The following is a 17617-nucleotide window of genomic DNA, read 5'->3' as shown; positions in this document are numbered from 1 at the left end:
AGAACAAGGAGAATCTGTGGAATGTTAAAATTGTTAAAAAATTTATCCGTCTACAAATGGATTGTACTAGCGATATTAGGACTTGTTTTCATTCAATCGATGTCGGATCTATTTTTGCCGACGCTAATGGCGGATATTATCGACAAAGGAGTCGTTATTGGTGATATCCCGTATATTTGGAAGATTGGAGGAATCATGCTCTTAGTTGCTGCACTTGGGGCGATTGCATCTGTTGTTGCAAGTTACTACTCTTCAAAAGCGGCAATGGGATTAGGTCGGGATATCCGCCGAAAAGTATTTGATCATGTGGAGAATTTTTCACTTCAAGATTTTGATGAAATTGGCACGGCATCACTGATTACTAGAACGACAAATGATATCACGCAAGTGCAGCAAGTGGTCATTATGATGCTAAGGATGGTCGTAAGTGCTCCGATTATGCTGGTTGGCGGTATAATTATGGCTGTTTCAAAGGATGCAAAGTTATCGTTAATTATTGTTGCGGCGATGCCTATATTAATCGGTTCAGTGTTACTTATTCTTTATAAAGGAGTACCACTGTTCCAAACTGTGCAAACGCGATTGGACCGGCTAAACCTTGTTTTACGCGAGAACTTAACAGGTATTCGTGTGATTCGTGCGTTTAACCGTGAAAAACAAGAACAGGTTCGCTTAAAGAAAGCGAATAAAGATCTGACTGATGTATCGATAAAGGTTAACAAGATGATGGCATTTTTAATGCCTGTTATGATGCTCGTTATGAACCTAACCGTTGTTGGGGTAATTTGGTTTGGTGGACTTAGAATTGATAATGGTGCCATGCAAATTGGGGATTTGATGGCATTTATACAATACGTTATGCAGATTATGTTCGCACTTGTTATGGCATCGATGATGTTTGTTATGATACCTCGAGCTGCTGTTTCAGCAAAACGGATTAACGAAGTTCTTGCGATGCAACCAACGTTTCTGGATGAAGGTACTAAAAAAGCGGACAAAGAGCCCGGAACACTTGAATTTGACAGTGTATCATTCAGCTACCCAGGTGCCGAGGCGCCAGCATTATCGGATATTAGCTTTACGGCAAAATCGGGTAAAGTGACCGCTATTATTGGCGGAACAGGCGCGGGAAAAACAACGCTTATTAACTTGATTCCACGCTTTTATGACGTTACTACCGGTACGATTCGCGTCAATGGTGTTGATATTCGCGAATCATCACAAGAAGAAGTACGATCGAAAATCGGCTTCGTTCCACAAAAAGCGCTGCTCTTTTCCGGTACGATTGCTGAAAACATTCGTTTCGGCAAACAAGATGCAACGCAAGCTGAAATCGAGCATGCTGCTCGTACTGCGCAAGCTGAAGATTTCATTTCAAGGATGGATGACGGCTACGATGCTGTTATTTCTCAAGGTGGGTCGAATGTGTCAGGAGGTCAAAAACAACGATTGTCCATTGCGCGTGCGTTAATTCGCAAACCGGATATTTACATTTTCGATGATAGTTTCTCTGCACTTGATTACAAAACGGATGCAAATTTACGTGCTGCTTTAAAAGATGAAACGGAGCAAGCGACTGTCCTCATCGTTGCACAACGTGTTAGTACCGTTATCGATGCGGATCAGATCATTGTCATAGACAACGGCGGAATTGCCGGCATTGGTACGCACGAGGAACTTCTTGAACATAATCAGGTCTATCGTGAAATCGTCGAATCACAGATCTCGGAGGAGGAAATCGCATGAGTGAACAAAAACAGTCACGACCTCAAGGCGGAGCCCCAATGGGACCTGGCGGAGGAAATATGATGATGATGACAGGGAAAAAGGCCAAGGATTTTAAAGGTACATTACGCCGCCTGATTGGTTATTTAAAACCCCGTCGCAATTCATTAATCGCTGTATTTTTTGCGGCAATTTTAAGTACAGTCTTTATGATTGTAGGACCTAAAATAATGGGGAATGCGATTACCGAATTATTTGAAGGTGCTTATGGCAAGGCCATAGGTGTGCCTGGTGCAGGAATTGATTTTGAGGCAATCGGTAAGTTACTCCTTTTACTCGCAGGGTTATATGTCATCAGTAGCCTATTTAGCTATATTCAACAATACATCATGTCGAGTGTGGCACAAAAAACGGTGTATGATTTACGGGAAGACGTCAACGGCAAGCTTAAGAAACTACCGCTTAAATATTACGACGGCCGCCCGGTTGGTGAAACACTTAGCCGGGTAACGAATGATATTGATACAATTGGAAGCACATTGCAACAGAGTTTGACGCAATTTATCACATCAGTTGTTACAATTGTTGGGATTCTTATCATGATGTTAACGATCAGCCCTGTGTTGACACTTATTGCGCTCGTCAGTTTACCCCTATCGTTGTTTGGCATTCGGCCAATTTTGAAGAGGTCACAAAAGCATTTCGCTGCCCAACAACGTACGCTTGGTCAATTGAATAGCCATGTTGAAGAGATGTACACAGGTCACCAAGTCGTCAAAGCATTCGGCCATGAGCGAAAGTCCGTTGCTGAATTTGATGAGGTGAATGAACAATTATATGATGCTGGCCGTAAAGCCCAATTCATTTCCGGGATTATCATGCCAGTGATGTCTTTGATTGGGAACCTCAGCTATGTCGTTATCTGTGTAGTTGGTGGTATTTTAGTAACACAGCGCGCTATTTCAATCGGGGATATTCAAGCGTTCATTACGTATACACGTCAATTCACACAGCCGATTATGCAAACGGCAAATATCGCGAATATCATTCAGTCGACTGTCGCCGCAGCGGAGCGGGTCTTTGAACTTCTTGATGAGGGAGAAGAAATAAAAGAAGTTACAATAGCGAGTTTAACGCGTGCGGAAGGTACAGTGACATTTGAACAAGTCGACTTTGGTTACGGGGACGATTTGTTAATTGAAGATATGAACATTGACGTGAGCCCAGGTCAAACAGTCGCCATTGTAGGGCCAACTGGTGCCGGGAAAACGACATTGATTAATTTATTAATGCGTTTTTACGAACTGAACGGCGGGAAGATTACAATTGACGGACTCGACACACGTGATATGTCACGTGAAGATCTTCGAACGACTTTTGGAATGGTTCTACAAGATACATGGCTCTTTAATGGGACGATTAAAGACAATATCGCTTTCGGGAAAGAGGGCGCAACGGATGATGAGATTTTCGCTGCATCCAAAATGGCTCATGCCGATCACTTTATTCGAACATTGCCGGAGGGCTATGATACAGTCTTGAATGAGGAAGCATCTAACATTTCTCAAGGACAAAAGCAACTTATTACGATAGCTCGTGCCGTTCTGGCAAATCCTCCTGTTATGATTTTGGATGAAGCGACGTCGAGTGTAGATACACGGACAGAGCTCCTCATTCAACAGGCGATGAACCGCTTAATGGAAGGGAGAACGAGCTTTGTCATTGCTCACCGTCTTTCAACGATCCGGGATGCTGATCTAATCATCGTAATGGATCAAGGGAAGGTAATTGAACAAGGAACACATAACGAGCTGTTGGAAGAGAACGGCTTTTACGCAGATTTGTACAACAGCCAGTTTTCTAATAAACCTGCAGTGTAACAGCAAAAGCGGAAGCGTCTGTTCTGCCCCGATTAGCACTGGAAGGCTTGAAGATAAAGGCGCTCTTTGCCTTTATCAGCAAGACTGAAGTGACTCGAGGGGCAAGGCGCTGGAAGTCTGGACGAGACAAAAGCGGAAGCGCCTGTTCAGAGGCACTTAAGTCTAGACGAGGTAGAAATACCCCATCCACGAATTGATTTCTTGGATAGGGTATTTTTTATGCCTTGCGAAAGGTCCACTTGAGGTGCATACTATTTTAGTAGCTTATTATACGTATAGGAGTTAATAAAAAATGAAAACTGATGTAGCAACACTCAAAAAAATGACGCCTGCTTACGATCCATGGGAAGCATACTTGGATGTACAGGAGCATGGTAAACTGACATTGTCTAGCATTGAATTCACGACGACGTATTTATGCAATATGCGTTGTGAACATTGTGCAGTCGGGTATATGTTACAGCATAAAGATCCTGACGCATTACAAGTAGCATTGCTACTGTCTCGCCTAGATGAAATTCCACAATTACGAACTATAAGTATCACAGGCGGAGAGCCGATGTTCTCTAAAAAGTCGGTAGAGAACTATGTTCTACCGTTATTAAAGTATGCGCATGAACGTGGAGTCCGTACACAAATGAATTCGAACTTAACGATGCCACTCGACCGCTATATGGCAATTGCACCCTATTTGGACGTCTTACATATTTCACATAACTGGGGCACAGTTGACGACTTCGTGGACGGTGGATTCGCTAATATGGAACGTAAACCACCTCGAGAGCGTCGCGCTGAGCAATTCCAGCGGATGATCGATAACAGCCGAGCATTGGCTGAAGCAGGTGTCATGGTTTCAGCGGAAACGATGTTGAATAAACGGACGTTGCCGCATCTAGAACATATTCATCGACAAGTCGTAGAGGAAATGAAATGTGCGCGCCATGAGGTGCACCCGATGTATCCAAGTGATTTCGCTTCTCAGCTTGAAGTGCTTTCATTAGATGAAACGCGGAAAGCGATTCATGAGCTACTGGATCATCGTGACGAAGATGTCTGGATGCTGTTTGGTACATTGCCATTTTATGCGTGCAGTGATAACGAAGATGATTTGGCGCTGTTAAAACGAATTTACAACAGTAAAAACGTATCAGTACGTAATGACCCAGATGGCAGATCCCGTCTGAACGTCAATATTTTCACTGGTGATGTGATTGTCACGGATTTTGGTGATACACCGCCAATGGGCAATATTCAAACGGAATCGCTTCCTGTAATGCTCGACCGCTGGCTTGAGCGCCCACTTGCAAAAACGATTGGTTGCCATTGTCCCGCGGTTAACTGCTTAGGGCCTAATTTATTGGTAAAAGAAGCATATTATCCTGAGATGGACTTCACGAAGAGGATTACGGCTATTACACGTTAATCTAAACTAAAAACGACACGACTATGAGCATTGATCGCTTATAGTCGTGTCGTTTTTACGTGGATGCAGTGTTTTTCTTCAATTGAATAAAACATTAGGATTATTATGATAAAATGGAAGCGGGAAAAGAAAATGGAGGAGAACCTAAAAATGCCAATGTTAACTATTGAAAAGGCATCAATAGCTGATGCGGAACTATTAACGAAGATTAAGAAAAAAACATTTGATGAAGAGGCTAGAAAATGGCTGACAAAACAAGAGGATATTATTGATTATAATATCCAACCATCAAACTATGCTTCAATCGAAGCTGCTAAATATATGATTAGAGAATTGAATTATTATAAGATTATCTGTAATGGAGAGATTGTCGGTGGTGTTGTTGTTACATTGTCGGGGAAAACTCACGGGAGAATTGACCGTTTATTTATAATTCCTGCATTTCAAGGGAAAGGCATAGGCTCAAAAGTCATTGGTTTATTAGAAGAATCGTTCCCTAATGTTTTAACTTGGGACCTGGAAACCTCTAGTAGACAACTTAATAATCACTACTTTTACGAAAAATTGGGTTTTAAGAAAACCTTTCAAACGGAAGAGGAATACGGTTACGAAAAGCGGAAAAAAAGTGTTTCGTTAGGAGTTGATATACAAAGCCAAAGTTTAGAAATTAGGAATTTTCAAGTTCAAAATAAAGACCTTTCTAACATACAGTATGAAAATTGCGGTATGGTTGAAACCGATTATTATCAGGTTAACCTAACAGGCAGTTCATTTGGTAATAGTAATCTGATGAAAAGCCATTTTAACAATTGCAATCTTAGCCATTCAAAGTTTCAAAACATAAATCTAAGAGATACTCTGATTGCTGATTTAAATCTATCAAACAGTGAATTTATGCTGGTTACATTGGGCGGGGTTCATTTCACTGATACAAATCTTGGTGAAACAAAAGCACCACTATCTTTTGAGAGGTGCGATCTCGAAGGAAGCAAGTTTATTGACTGTAATCTTAAGAATATTGATATACAACAAAGTGAGTTTTCCGGTATGAAAATCAATGGCATTCTAGTTGAAGAACTACTTGAAGCATATTATCAAGTAACTAAATGACCATAAAGAGGCATTCGTGAAAAGTGTCTTCAAAAAAAGAACATATGATTTAAAATAGAAAAATGACTTATGACAATTAAATAAGGGAAATGAAAATGGTTTGAGGGAGGGGTAAAGTGGAAATTAACTTCAACAATTTTTTTAGAGAAGAATTAACGATTAATGATATACAAGCAGCTATGGAAAACGGAGAAGTAACGTCAAAAGAGTTGATCATGTATTACCTCTATAGAATAGCAAAGTATGATCAAGATGGTACAAAAATAAATTCTGTCCTTGAAATAAATCCTGATGCAATCTTTATCGCTGAAGCACTAGATTACGAAAGAAAAACAAAGGGTGTTAGAGGACCTTTACATGGTATTCCTGTATTACTTAAAGACAATATTGAAACAAATGATTCCATGCATACGAGTGCAGGAACTATCGCATTAGAAAGTCATAGTAGTAGTGAAGATGCATTCCTTGTTGAAAAACTTCGCAAAGCAGGTGTGGTGATCTTAGGTAAGGCAAATATGACAGAATTAGCGAATGGGATGTCGAATACAATGTGGGCAGGCTATAGTTCCAGAGGTGGGCAAGTACTGAACCCATATGGTGATGCTGAACTTTATGTTGGTGGATCGAGCTCAGGCTCTGCTGTGGCAGTTGCGGCAAATTTTACAGTATTGTCAGTTGGCACTGAAACAGATGCTTCTATTCTAAGTCCGGCGGTTACAAACTCGGTGGTAGGTATAAAACCTACTGTTGGATTGATTAGCCGTACTGGAATAATCCCTTTCACATATTCTCAAGACACGGCAGGACCAATGGCAAGAACGGTTGCGGACGCAGCAATTTTATTAGGAGCTTTAGCTGGTGTCGATAAACTTGACGCTGCAACTCATAAAAGTGAAGGAAGGCAACAACAGGATTATTCAATTTACTTGGATTCTGTGGGGTTAAAGGGTGCTAAAATAGGTGTATTCACCAACGCTTCTAAAAAGTTTTATGAATCTGAGGAATACGATGATGAATTATTTAAGAATGCCATTCAAATCTTAAGTGAAGAAGGTGCTATGGTCATTAAGGATATCGAAATCCCTTCTTTTCATAGAGAGTGGAAAAGGGTGGTATTAATATCTGAGTTGAAACATAGCTTAGAAAATTATCTTTCCAAGCTTCCCTCTCATTTGCCTGTACACTCTATAACTGAATTGATTCAGTTTAATAACAGTGCTGCAGATAGAGCATTAAAATATGGACAGAATAAGTTGGAGGAAATGGTTGGATTGCCTAACACGCTTAGGAATCCTGAATATTTGAAGGCAAAACTGGATGATTTATATTTTTCTCAGATAGGAATTGATTCTGCTTTAAAAAAGTATGATCTAGATGCTATTCTTTTTCCATCCTATATAGGTTCAACGATCTGCGCCAAAGCTGGGTATCCTTCCATTGCTATTCCTGCGGGCTATATGAGAAGTGGACGACCTTTTGGTATAACTTTGGCAAGTACTGCTTTTAATGAAGGGATATTAATAAAACTTGCCTATGCATTTGAACAGGCTACTAATCATCGAAAAATACCTAACTTGATATATCACGAAAGTTAAATTGATGAGCAGCTATTTTGCGGGACTGTCACTCATTCAAACACTGCAATTTTCCATATTATCTCTAATGGATGTACCAAAAAGCATCCGATAAAGCGGCGGAGAGTGATAGGTAGCCTTACCGTCTTTTTCGCTAAATTAAAAATTCGTTATTGTTATTCAATCGTACTCTATACGATAAGAAATTTTATATCGCTCAATAATTGAGCTGAGATTGTTATTAATTAATTACAATAATTCGAGCAAAAAGGACGGGTAAAAAAATAACTTATCCATATTGGTGAAATGAAACATGGATTTTGTCTGTATTACTTCACTTAACGGGGACTCTCTTGTAAATTTGGTAATCTGAATAGTTGTTTTCCTTCTTGCCACAAAGAATATATAATATTCGATGGAATCATTGCTTTTATTCCTAATTTCAATCTTGGCGAATGTCTCTTTAATCCAAAAGATAAATGGTCACAAGAGTTAATTCACTCAAGTTATGAGGTTTCACCAATTATTTTGCTAACTAATAGAAGGAGTTAAGCAACGAGTTCACTAAATTTAGTTGAACTCGTTTTTTATTGAAAAAAATAAAATGAACGATTTACCAGTTTGAGCTGTCTAATAGGTAACAGGGGGTGGGAGTATGGAGCTGGATTTGGCGAAAAGGGCCATTGCGGGTGATGAACGGGCGTTGGTGAAGCTGTTGGCACAACATGAAGATACGCTCTATCGTACGGCTTATGCGTATTTGAAAAATGAGCATGATGCTGTTGAAGCTATGCAAGAGCTGACGTATCGAGCTTTAAAAAAGATGCATACCGTCAAAGAACCAACGTACATAGCAACCTGGCTTGTCCGAATTATCATCAATATTTGCCTAGATATGAAAAAGAAACAAGAGAAATTAGTCTACAATCATGAAATTGAACTAGCGTCGACAGATCATCAACCATTTGAAATGGCCGATATTATCACAAGTCTGCCAACAGAACAACAAGAACTTATCTATTTAAAATACTTCCAGGATCTGAAGAACGGAGAAATTGCACACTTGAAGCAAATTCCCGAAGGTACTGTGAAATCAAGGCTACATAAGACGTTAAAAAGATTACGCGTACTCATTGCAAAGGAGGAACTATAAATGACCAACTTGAATGAGCAGGACTGGCAGAAGCTAACTGAGGAATTGGAAGCGATTGAAATTCCTAAAGAAGCATTGCATCAAGCACGTACAAAGGCCATCCATCAGCATCGGTTGACCAAGAAGAGAAAGCGCCGTCTGTATTCAGTCGCCAGTGTAGCTGTTATTGTACTGCTACTTTTTGTGACGTCGATTCGCGTTTCTCCTGTGTTTGCACAGGCGGTGGCCAAAATTCCAGGGTTTTCTTCTGTCGTTGGCATGATTGCTTATGATAAAGGAATTAGTGACATTGTAGAAAATAATTACTATGAAGAACTCGGAATTGTGGTAACGCAAGGCGACTATACCTTGACTTTACAGAATGTCGTAGCTGATCATTCGGGCATGACGATATTCTATAAGCTTGAATCCCGCTTTGATCTTTCCAAAGTGAGTATAACTTCTTTAGAGGTGTCTCAACAAGGTATTCCATTTGGTGTCGTAAGTTCATACAATGTCTCTAGATCGGGTGAAAGGACTGTACAGGAAGACAAAGTTGAAATTACGTCTGCCGATGAATTATCGTATGCCAATAGGTCATTTGAATTTAATTTGGACTTGAGTGATCCAGCAGAGACAAAGTTCGCCGTGCCATTCACACTCACCAAGCCCATTAAACAACCAAAAATATATGAAGTGAACCAATCTGTTGTCGTAGATGGTCAAACAATTGACATTAAACAGTTGAAAATTTCGCCGTTACGCGCAGAAATCCGACTAGCTACTGACGAACAAAACACGATGCATTTACTAAAATTTACATCGGTTCGTTTGATTGATGAGAATGGTGAAGATTGGGGTCAACTAAGAAATGGCGAAGGCGGTCAAATGCGTGACGGCGAAGTAGGTTTATTCATGCAAAGCAATTACTTCAGGCAGCCGAAAAAACTAACGTTAGTAATGGAAAGAATCGAAGCACTTCCAAAAGGCTCGGATTATATCGAGGTCGATTTTGAGCAACAGAAAGTGCTGTATGTGCCAAGTGAACTGGATATTGCTGTGAAAGTGCCATCCCGCAATACATTGGAAGTCACTTATCCACCTGGCGGTTGGCTACTATTGGCTGGAATATTTGACAAAGAAGGCAATGATTTAAGTAATAGTTTAATCGAAATGCATGCTAACAGAGAAGCACCTTATATCACAGCAGTCTCTACATTTGATTTTGAGAATGAAGTGAATCCAATTCGTCTGAATATTAATAGCTATCCGCTGTATTTGGACGGCAAGGTGGAAATTGATATTCCATTGAATTAATATACATTCACAGTGGAATTGCTTTTTGTACAAGCGATGGTGTGATAGTTTATCAAACTCTTTTATACAATACGTATATGAAATTTGACGAACAGAACCAATTTTAATTAAACTTTATGGAATCGTTACACTTATCTGCCGGATCGATAAGTGGTGTAGCAAATAAATTGTGCCCGTCATGAGTTACACCAGATACACCCAGGTGATTTCGCTTCTTTGATGCCAAGCCGTTCAGGAAATTAATTGCCATTGCTCGAGAGTCTATTACTTCGAGGCGGATTTGTCGATAAAATATGCGTATTAGGCTGAATAACAATCTAACAATTAGGCTTTGAAATATAATAAAAACGACGTCCCTTATGAGAACATGCAATCTCATAAGGGACGTTGTTTTTAATTTTTAAGCAAAGTTAAACAATATTATTGATAATGAATCAAATGTAATTTAAAAATAAATTAAGTTAGTATAGATCTTATATTCAATAAGCCTTTATTAACTGATGTCTCTATATAACCAACTATCTGATTAAACGAAAATACATTAAGTTTTTCATTTATAACTTCCTTATCGTACTCCATATCGCCTAATATATAAGGAATGAACTCTTCAACTTCTTTGGACTTAACCTCTTGCAAATCAAAGATTGTAGGGGGATAACTGAGCATTTCTCTCAATTCATCCGTAAAATCATAGTATTCTAGTAATTTTCCATTCAGTAGCCGAAAATCATTATGGTATAAATTTAATAGTTCTTTATTAGCTTCCATTCTGTTTTTCAACCAAGGAAGATAAAAACCTTTCAGCCATATATCATCAGCGATTAAATGTGTGAAATACCCCAATAAATAATGACTTTCTGCTTTAGAACTATATTTATATAGAAATCCTTTATAATCAATGTATCTTGAATAATCTTGTACTTCACCCTTAAAGAAATGTGACAAGTCTTTAGGAGAAACTGCATCCGGGGCAATGCCTCCAAGTAAGAATGATGTTCTATCTTCTATCAATAGACGCTCTGCAATTTTATTAGCAATAACCAAATGCATTATTCTTGAACCCATAATACCTCTCACCCTTCAATGATTTCTTTATCAATTCTGCTAGTAAGTTGAATGATGTAGTTGTTTATCTATTCAATAAATTAAGTTAATTTAACTTGAGTTTATCATAGGTAGCCCCAGTTGAGAACTGGTCACATCAGAAATCATTCTACAGACTGTTTCATTAGTATGTACTTTATACAAAAGAACATCCCATGGGACTATGTATTATAACCACATTAAATAACTTTCGAGTAATGAGATTTTTACGTCGTTAACAACGTATTATTGATAAAGGATGCATTAAATGATTTAGGCTATGCTATTTTCGAAATAGGTATAAGACGGAAGTAAACTATTATTACAAGGAGCGCTGTTGTGAAAAAGCGATTATCGTTAATTGTTCTGATGTTACTATTAACCGGGTGCAATTCGGATTTTTCATTTTCAGAAATAAGCATAGGTAATGCAAATGATGCTGTACAGGAATTTATTGAATATGCTGAAGTGAAGAATGGTAATTATCTCTACCTTGATGGTGAAAAAAATATGTATGTATTTATAAATGGAATTTACGTTACTCAAGGAAATGATGCAGTTTATTTTAGTGACTTTAACGTAAGTGCTCAACAAGACACATTGAACGTGTTTATCAATCAAGAATATGATTCTGACTACTCAAACACCAAATTAAAATATCAAGTATTATATAAAATCAAAACGGTAGAGAAATATGATACGATAAACCTTTTTATCAATGGAAAACCCGTTTCGTTCGATGAAATATTCGGCAATGAACAGTTAATCGTGTATGAAATGTAGATACGCGTAATTGCTAACGACAATATGAGCGGCCCAATTTTGAAAGCTATTCATATGTGTCAACAAAACATATTGAAGGATCCTGAGAAGTCTTTGGATACATGATGACTACGCCTACTTGCAACTCCGAGTATTTCAATGGTTTTCCTGTCGCTATGAAGGTATCTTACATAAAGATAGGCTATCCGGAATCAGCAAAAACGTATAAAATGGATAATAAGGTCGGTAAAGTGGATATTGTTTATAGATCAAGATAAAAGGACTTACAGAAATGGGGTACAAGGATGGCTGGCTATAGTGAACCTTCCTTCTTACTATTTTCAATGGAGCATATGGCGGCAATAGGCGTGTTGTGCCTATCCATCTTATTGTTATTTATTTTAAGAAGGCGATGGTCGGTGTCGTCGAAGTATGAACGCCTTTTTGCGTTGACTTTATTGGTAATGGAAGTCTTTTATCATGTTTGGATGATTGTAACTGGGAGATGGGGATTTAGCGATTCGTTGCCGCTAGAATTATGCAGTATTAGTTTACTTGTTGCGATTGTTCTCTTATGGACAGGGAATAGGCATTTGTATGATTTCATCTTTTTTGCAGGTATTGGAGGGGCGCTTCAAGCGATGGCGACTCCTGTATTAGATGTTGGATTCCCGCATTTCAGGTATTTCCACTTTTTTTACACGCATATTGGAATCATAATAACGGCACTATACTTTACGTGGATGAAAGGATACAGACCTACTTTTATAGGAATTATCAAGACAATGATTATTTTAAACTTGTTGTTGCCACTTATATTTGCGGTTAATGTGTTTTTCCAAGGCAACTATATGTTCTTAAGGGAAAAACCAGTCAACGGAAGTTTGCTTGACTACTTAGGACCCTATCCGTGGTACATTATAGCGCTCGAAGGAGTAGCATTTTTGATCTTCGTCTGTTTGTGGCTACTATTTAGAAAGTGGCATTTTCGTGATGGGTCACGTTAACTACATCTTAAGACTGAGTTGCAATCACTTCTCAGGTCCATTTGAATTAAAATCCTATCCATTATACTAAATTGTAATCAGTGAATTGATTGCAACAGAGAGAAGGGTACAGAATTATGGTTGACTATACGATGAAAGTTCAAGAGGAGTTGCATTTTTGGAAGCGGAAAATGACAAAGCGATCAGGCATTATTAGCCGTACGTCAAAAAAAGCGCAAATGAAAGTGAATGGTCTTATTCCAGAAAAGTTTCATCAGGTAATGACAGAGAGCATAAAAAACATGGTGAAAGCCACTTTGGTCGGCTCTACTATCACGACGAAAAAAAGGCAATCAACCGTGCTAAGTCTATATGAGAGGGATGAGTTATTTAAGGAAAAGCTTTCGTCATTCCGCAAAACTGCTGTCATTGAAGGTGCGGGAACTGGAGCAGGGGGAATTATGCTTGGCCTTGTCGACTTTCCGCTGCTATTATCCATTAAAATGAAGTTTCTGTTTGAAGCCGCTGCGGTTTATGGATTTGATACGAATGAATATGAAGAGCGATTGTTCATTTTACATGTGTTCCAACTTGCATTTTCAAGTGAGGAAACAAGGAAAGAGACATTATCTATTATTGAGAATTGGGAAGAAGAGAAACTGTTAATTGCTGATATGGATTGGAGGGACTTTCAGCAAGAATACCGAGATTACATTGATTTAGTGAAAATGTTTCAATTAATTCCTGGCTTCGGCGCGATTGTCGGCGCGTTTGCCAACTATAATCTGCTCGACCAGCTCGGGGAAGCGGCTATGAATTCATATCGGCTTCGTTTAATGCAAAGAACCTCGGATACAGAAAAAACTTAAAATCATAAATAAGGAGGTTTGGCATAAAATGTTTATTAGAAATAAAGTGTTCATTATCGTAGCGTTGGTATTGCTTATTGTTGGTGGAATTGCATTGGTGTTCAATTCCGGGAATCACTTTGAAAATAACGCCAAGAAAAAAGTGATTGATGATCAATCATTTACGAGTATTGAAATTTTGACGACCAATGCAATGGTGGAGATCGTGCCAACCAAAGATTCGATAACGACAGTGTCGTATTCAGGGAAGACAAAGAAAAGGTCGAAATTCATTTTCGAGGCTGTTGTAAAAGAAAACACACTATCTGTTCAGTTCAAAGAAAAGCGGCGAAGTTTCATTAACTTTGGCTTATCCTCGTTAAACTTAAAGCTAATCGTGAAAGTGCCTGAAAAACAGTATGATCGAATTCAAGCGGAAAGCAATAACGGGCGGATCAAAGTGGAGAATATTCAAACGAAAGAGTTGGCACTGGAGACAGACAATGGCACGATTGAGTTAAAAACCATTGATGCTACAGCTGTCAATGTTAAAACTGATAACGGTGCAATTATACTAGATCATGTTGACGGTACGATTGTCGGAAGAACAGATAACGGGAGAATTTCCCTTGTAACAAACAATTTAGATCGACCGATTGAATTAACGACAGATAACGGTAAAATCGAGATTCAAACTGAAAAGGAACCGATGAATGCTACGATTGACGTTAAAACGGACAACGGAAGAATCAATGTTTTTGGATATGAAAACAAACATACGAAGTTCGGAAATGGTGAGAATTTAATTAAATTAAGAACGGATAATGGAAGAATAACGATAACGAAATGATAGGATACATTCTATCATTTCGTTTTTTCTATTAATTGGAGTGCTTCGTAATCAGCCTCTGTATCGACATCGAATACTAGCCTCTTATCAGCACAGGGTAATAGCTTTCCCTTTTGGAGAAAATCACCTTGTAAAATTGCTTTTGCTCCTTTATCTCCACGTAACTCCATCAGTTCGTTGTACATGGAAGACGAAAAAAGGACAGGCGGCATGATTGTCTGTTCATATGTGGTAGCGACGAATCTGCACATCTGGTTGTTCTTCGTGCACGCAATCATTTCTTCGAGCATTTGGACGGTGATAAAAGGTTGATCCGCCAATATGACGATGATGGCATCCATGCGATCAGTTTGTGCCTGTTGAATGCCGTAGCGCAATGATTCGGATTGGCCATGATGTGCAGTTGGACATTTTATGAATGAACATTTCGCATCTAGTTTCATTTCAGCGGGAAGCCAATCTGCATCGTCCTTATCCTTTGTAATGATATAGACTTTATCGAGCGATGATTTCAAAGCTGTTTCAAGCGCTAAGCTACCTACTGTCATGGTTCCAACAGGTAGTGCTAATTTATTACTCCCCATACGGCTGCTGTTTCCAGCGGCAAGATAAATACCTGCGATTTTCATGAAATTCCCCCGCGTCTAACTGCTATAAGTTCTGCTACAATACTAACAGCAATTTCCTCAGGTCCATCTGCACCAATAGAAAGCCCTATAGGTGAATGAATCCAATTGGGAATTTCTTCGCCTAGTAAACGTTCAGTTCGTTTTTTTGACCCTAAAATACCAAGGTACAATAATTGATGGTCGCGGAGTCTATGCATTAGTTTCGCATCCAACTGGAAATCATGCGTCATAATGACAACTGAATCGAGTGGACTTAAAGAGATATTGTCAATTAGTTTCTCGGTGTCGCCAACCTGAAAAGATACTGCAGTAGGAAAATGAATTTCATTACAAAGTGCACTCCGAGAATCAAGCAGATGAACCGCATACCCAACGTTTCCAGCAAGTCGTGCAAGCGGCCGTGCATCAACGCCTGCACCGATTATATAAAGGGCAGGTTGAGGCCATATAAGTTGAAAATACATCATTTCGTCTTCGTCGTCCTTACTTTTTTGTCCTACTTTGTTTTGAAACGGAGTGAAGGCATCTAGTTCGAAGGGGATTTCACTTTGCCAGTGGTCGAGGCAGTTTTTGCTTTCATTTAAAAATGCATAGTTGTCAAACTCACTTATTGATTGGATAAATAAAACGGGTTCCATGGCCAAGAACTGTTTGTGCATTAAGGTTAGAAAGTGCCGGAAATCATTATCGATATCGCGCACAAATATTGAGACAACTCCATTGCATCCCGCACCACGCCCCCAACCAAGGTCATCTTTAGCACTTAAGTCATAGTGAACAATTTCTACTTTTCCTGTATTAAACATTTCTATGGCACGATTATGTAAATCACTTTCAAGACAACCACCGCTGATGATACCTGTATGTGTACCATCCTCTTGAATGAGCATCCAAGTACCTTCTTTCCGGTAAGCTGATCCTTCCACCTGAATAATCATCGCAAGTACAACGGGTTGGGTATCAATCAAAACAATTTCAATCATTTGCTGAATCGATTGCAAATCCACACCTCATTTCTTTCCACCCACTGTCGCCATTTAGCTAACCTTCTATTCATTCTCTAATATCGTTACCACATTATAATCTGTCGTTGTTTTGGTTAGAATGCGAGAGAAGTATATAACTTTTCGGGGGTGTAGTATTTGGATAACTATTTACTTCCGGTCGTAGTCGGAATTGTTTTTGGATTTGTGGCACGAACACTCTTGTTACGTACTGATTTTCGGCAATACCCAACGTATCCGACAGGGCGAATCATTCACCTTTCCTTTGGTTTCATTGCGGCATTCATCGGTGCCGTAGCGATTCCAGCAGTGTTGGAATCTGATTGGACTGCCGTGACATTCCTTGGTCTTGCTGCTACACAGTTTCGTGAAGTTCGGAAGATGGAAAGGGAGTCACTTCAAAATATCGATAACTTCGAACTTGTAGAGCGTGGGACGCCATTTATTGAGGGGATGGCACAAGCGTTTGAAAGTCGGAATTATTTAGTGATGTTCACGGCTCTTATCACTACATTGTGTGCTGTGTTTTCCTTCTGGTTGGGAATTATCGGTGGGATTGTCATGCTAGTCATGGTGAAGTTCAATATGTCAGGACAGTTATTGAATGCAATCGCGGATGTTACAGAAGCAGAGATTCGTTTTGAAGGTCCGACGCTTTTTGTGGGTGATATCCTTATTAAAAATGTAGGACTGGAAGATACAAGAAAAATAATTACCGAAAAGGCAGTTGGTGCAATTATCATCCCGAAAAATCAAAACAGTATTGTCACTTTGTCCTTCCTAGGGCAGCGACAAGCAATGTTGCACCATGTTGCTACTGTACTGGGCAGTTATCTAGATTCCGGTGAACCGGCATTGATTCCACTTACGAAAAGAGATATGGAGGACGGGCGAATCGCATTGTTCTTTTTGCCGCGTGAAAAAGATTTCCATCAAATCAAGGCCGTATTAGACAATGTCCCCGTATTGGATAGTGCAATCCGGATGCCTAAAGAAGCGGATAAAGGAAAATAGGGGAACTAAATCTAAAATGCGTGACGTTTAAAGGACAGTAATCTGGAGTCTGTACTATAAGGAGTTGAGTGGTTTGGAAAATCAGCATGCAGAGATTGTCGCTATCATCACGATAAAACCAGAATCACTACAGGGCGGCGGCGCGCCTGTTTTCATTGTGAAAGATCAAAAGGAATTACAGAAAATCAGCATGACACTAGAGAAGATAATGGATGCTTCAGCGCATGAAGTTGACACGGATACACTTGTTATTGTTGCACGTTAAATTTTGTCCAGGAGG

Annotated in this window: 16 protein-coding genes; 13 read left to right on the top strand and 3 right to left on the bottom strand. The window is 39.3% G+C overall.

Features of this window, described 5'->3' with window-relative positions; genetic code table 11:
- Positions 1-21: 21 nt before the first annotated feature.
- The 7 genes from ACP8HG_RS06335 to ACP8HG_RS06305 all read left to right on the top strand — a co-directional run bounded on the left by ACP8HG_RS06335 (position 22) and on the right by ACP8HG_RS06305 (position 10161).
- On the top strand, positions 22-1746 hold the full coding sequence (locus tag ACP8HG_RS06335; RefSeq protein WP_438298369.1) for an ABC transporter ATP-binding protein: 1725 nt from the start codon (positions 22-24) through the stop codon (positions 1744-1746).
- Positions 1743-3605 (top strand): ABC transporter ATP-binding protein, encoded by a 1863-nt coding sequence (locus tag ACP8HG_RS06330; protein ID WP_438298368.1) that lies wholly within the window; start codon positions 1743-1745, stop codon positions 3603-3605. The genes ACP8HG_RS06335 and ACP8HG_RS06330 overlap by 4 nt, the downstream gene beginning before the upstream one ends.
- Positions 3606-3897: 292 nt before the next feature.
- Positions 3898-5028 (top strand): radical SAM/CxCxxxxC motif protein YfkAB, encoded by a 1131-nt coding sequence (gene yfkAB, locus ACP8HG_RS06325; protein ID WP_067209383.1) that lies wholly within the window; start codon positions 3898-3900, stop codon positions 5026-5028.
- A 150-nt stretch (positions 5029-5178) separates the two neighbouring features.
- The gene (locus ACP8HG_RS06320; RefSeq protein ID WP_438298367.1) at positions 5179-6138 is read left to right on the top strand and encodes a GNAT family N-acetyltransferase; all 960 of its coding nucleotides are present in this window, start codon (positions 5179-5181) and stop codon (positions 6136-6138) included.
- A 116-nt stretch (positions 6139-6254) separates the two neighbouring features.
- Entirely contained in the window at positions 6255-7733 is a 1479-nt protein-coding gene (locus ACP8HG_RS06315) for an amidase family protein (protein WP_438298366.1), read from the top strand.
- Between the two features lie 634 nt (positions 7734-8367).
- Positions 8368-8865 carry a sigma-70 family RNA polymerase sigma factor gene (locus ACP8HG_RS06310; RefSeq protein WP_438298365.1) on the top strand — a complete coding sequence of 166 codons (498 nt, stop codon included), beginning with the start codon at positions 8368-8370 and terminating at the stop codon, positions 8863-8865.
- Complete coding sequence (locus ACP8HG_RS06305; RefSeq protein ID WP_438298364.1) at positions 8866-10161, top strand: DUF4179 domain-containing protein; 1296 nt, start codon at positions 8866-8868, stop codon at positions 10159-10161.
- Between the two features lie 456 nt (positions 10162-10617).
- On the opposite strand, the gene ACP8HG_RS06300 is transcribed toward ACP8HG_RS06305, so the two are convergent.
- Positions 10618-11226, bottom strand: a complete 609-nt coding sequence (locus ACP8HG_RS06300; RefSeq protein ID WP_438298363.1) for a zinc dependent phospholipase C family protein — start codon at positions 11224-11226, stop codon at positions 10618-10620.
- Between the two features lie 387 nt (positions 11227-11613).
- On the opposite strand from ACP8HG_RS06300, the gene ACP8HG_RS06295 reads away from it, so the two are divergent.
- The 4 genes from ACP8HG_RS06295 (at position 11614) to ACP8HG_RS06280 (ending at position 14690) form a co-directional block, all read left to right on the top strand.
- Positions 11614-12027 (top strand): hypothetical protein, encoded by a 414-nt coding sequence (locus ACP8HG_RS06295; protein WP_438298362.1) that lies wholly within the window; start codon positions 11614-11616, stop codon positions 12025-12027.
- A 284-nt stretch (positions 12028-12311) separates the two neighbouring features.
- Entirely contained in the window at positions 12312-13013 is a 702-nt protein-coding gene (locus ACP8HG_RS06290) for a YwaF family protein (protein ID WP_438298361.1), read from the top strand.
- 116 nt (positions 13014-13129) lie between these two features.
- Complete coding sequence (locus ACP8HG_RS06285; protein ID WP_067209368.1) at positions 13130-13861, top strand: EcsC family protein; 732 nt, start codon at positions 13130-13132, stop codon at positions 13859-13861.
- Between the two features lie 28 nt (positions 13862-13889).
- Positions 13890-14690 carry a DUF4097 family beta strand repeat-containing protein gene (locus tag ACP8HG_RS06280; protein ID WP_438298360.1) on the top strand — a complete coding sequence of 267 codons (801 nt, stop codon included), beginning with the start codon at positions 13890-13892 and terminating at the stop codon, positions 14688-14690.
- A 14-nt stretch (positions 14691-14704) separates the two neighbouring features.
- On the opposite strand, the gene ACP8HG_RS06275 is transcribed toward ACP8HG_RS06280, so the two are convergent.
- The gene (locus tag ACP8HG_RS06275) at positions 14705-15319 is read right to left on the bottom strand and encodes a nucleotidyltransferase family protein (RefSeq protein ID WP_067209363.1); all 615 of its coding nucleotides are present in this window, start codon (positions 15317-15319) and stop codon (positions 14705-14707) included.
- The gene (locus ACP8HG_RS06270; RefSeq protein WP_187044855.1) at positions 15316-16320 is read right to left on the bottom strand and encodes an XdhC family protein; all 1005 of its coding nucleotides are present in this window, start codon (positions 16318-16320) and stop codon (positions 15316-15318) included. The genes ACP8HG_RS06275 and ACP8HG_RS06270 overlap by 4 nt, the downstream gene beginning before the upstream one ends.
- A gap of 141 nt (positions 16321-16461) precedes the next feature.
- On the opposite strand from ACP8HG_RS06270, the gene ACP8HG_RS06265 reads away from it, so the two are divergent.
- The gene (locus ACP8HG_RS06265) at positions 16462-17337 is read left to right on the top strand and encodes a YIEGIA family protein (protein WP_067209359.1); all 876 of its coding nucleotides are present in this window, start codon (positions 16462-16464) and stop codon (positions 17335-17337) included.
- A 73-nt stretch (positions 17338-17410) separates the two neighbouring features.
- The gene (locus ACP8HG_RS06260; RefSeq protein WP_067209356.1) at positions 17411-17602 is read left to right on the top strand and encodes a capping complex subunit for YIEGIA; all 192 of its coding nucleotides are present in this window, start codon (positions 17411-17413) and stop codon (positions 17600-17602) included.
- The last annotated feature ends 15 nt before the right edge of the window (positions 17603-17617 follow it).

This window comes from Sporosarcina sp. FA15, assembly GCF_051550195.1.
Lineage (GTDB): Bacteria > Bacillota > Bacilli > Bacillales_A > Planococcaceae > Sporosarcina > Sporosarcina psychrophila.
The sequence above is the reverse complement of the archived record's forward strand: the minus strand, read 5'-3'. Positions and strand labels throughout refer to the sequence as shown.

Coding starts and splice junctions, on each gene's coding strand:
- ACP8HG_RS06300 (WP_438298363.1), bottom strand. CDS start 11,226: ATGGGTTCAAGAATAATGCATTTGGTTATTGCTAATAAAATTGCAGAG.
- ACP8HG_RS06290 (WP_438298361.1), top strand. CDS start 12,312: ATGGCTGGCTATAGTGAACCTTCCTTCTTACTATTTTCAATGGAGCAT.
- ACP8HG_RS06285 (WP_067209368.1), top strand. CDS start 13,130: ATGGTTGACTATACGATGAAAGTTCAAGAGGAGTTGCATTTTTGGAAG.
- ACP8HG_RS06335 (WP_438298369.1), top strand. CDS start 22: ATGTTAAAATTGTTAAAAAATTTATCCGTCTACAAATGGATTGTACTA.
- ACP8HG_RS06275 (WP_067209363.1), bottom strand. CDS start 15,319: ATGAAAATCGCAGGTATTTATCTTGCCGCTGGAAACAGCAGCCGTATG.
- ACP8HG_RS06280 (WP_438298360.1), top strand. CDS start 13,890: ATGTTTATTAGAAATAAAGTGTTCATTATCGTAGCGTTGGTATTGCTT.
- ACP8HG_RS06320 (WP_438298367.1), top strand. CDS start 5,179: ATGCCAATGTTAACTATTGAAAAGGCATCAATAGCTGATGCGGAACTA.
- ACP8HG_RS06305 (WP_438298364.1), top strand. CDS start 8,866: ATGACCAACTTGAATGAGCAGGACTGGCAGAAGCTAACTGAGGAATTG.
- ACP8HG_RS06310 (WP_438298365.1), top strand. CDS start 8,368: ATGGAGCTGGATTTGGCGAAAAGGGCCATTGCGGGTGATGAACGGGCG.
- yfkAB (WP_067209383.1), top strand. CDS start 3,898: ATGAAAACTGATGTAGCAACACTCAAAAAAATGACGCCTGCTTACGAT.
- ACP8HG_RS06295 (WP_438298362.1), top strand. CDS start 11,614: ATGTTACTATTAACCGGGTGCAATTCGGATTTTTCATTTTCAGAAATA.
- ACP8HG_RS06330 (WP_438298368.1), top strand. CDS start 1,743: ATGAGTGAACAAAAACAGTCACGACCTCAAGGCGGAGCCCCAATGGGA.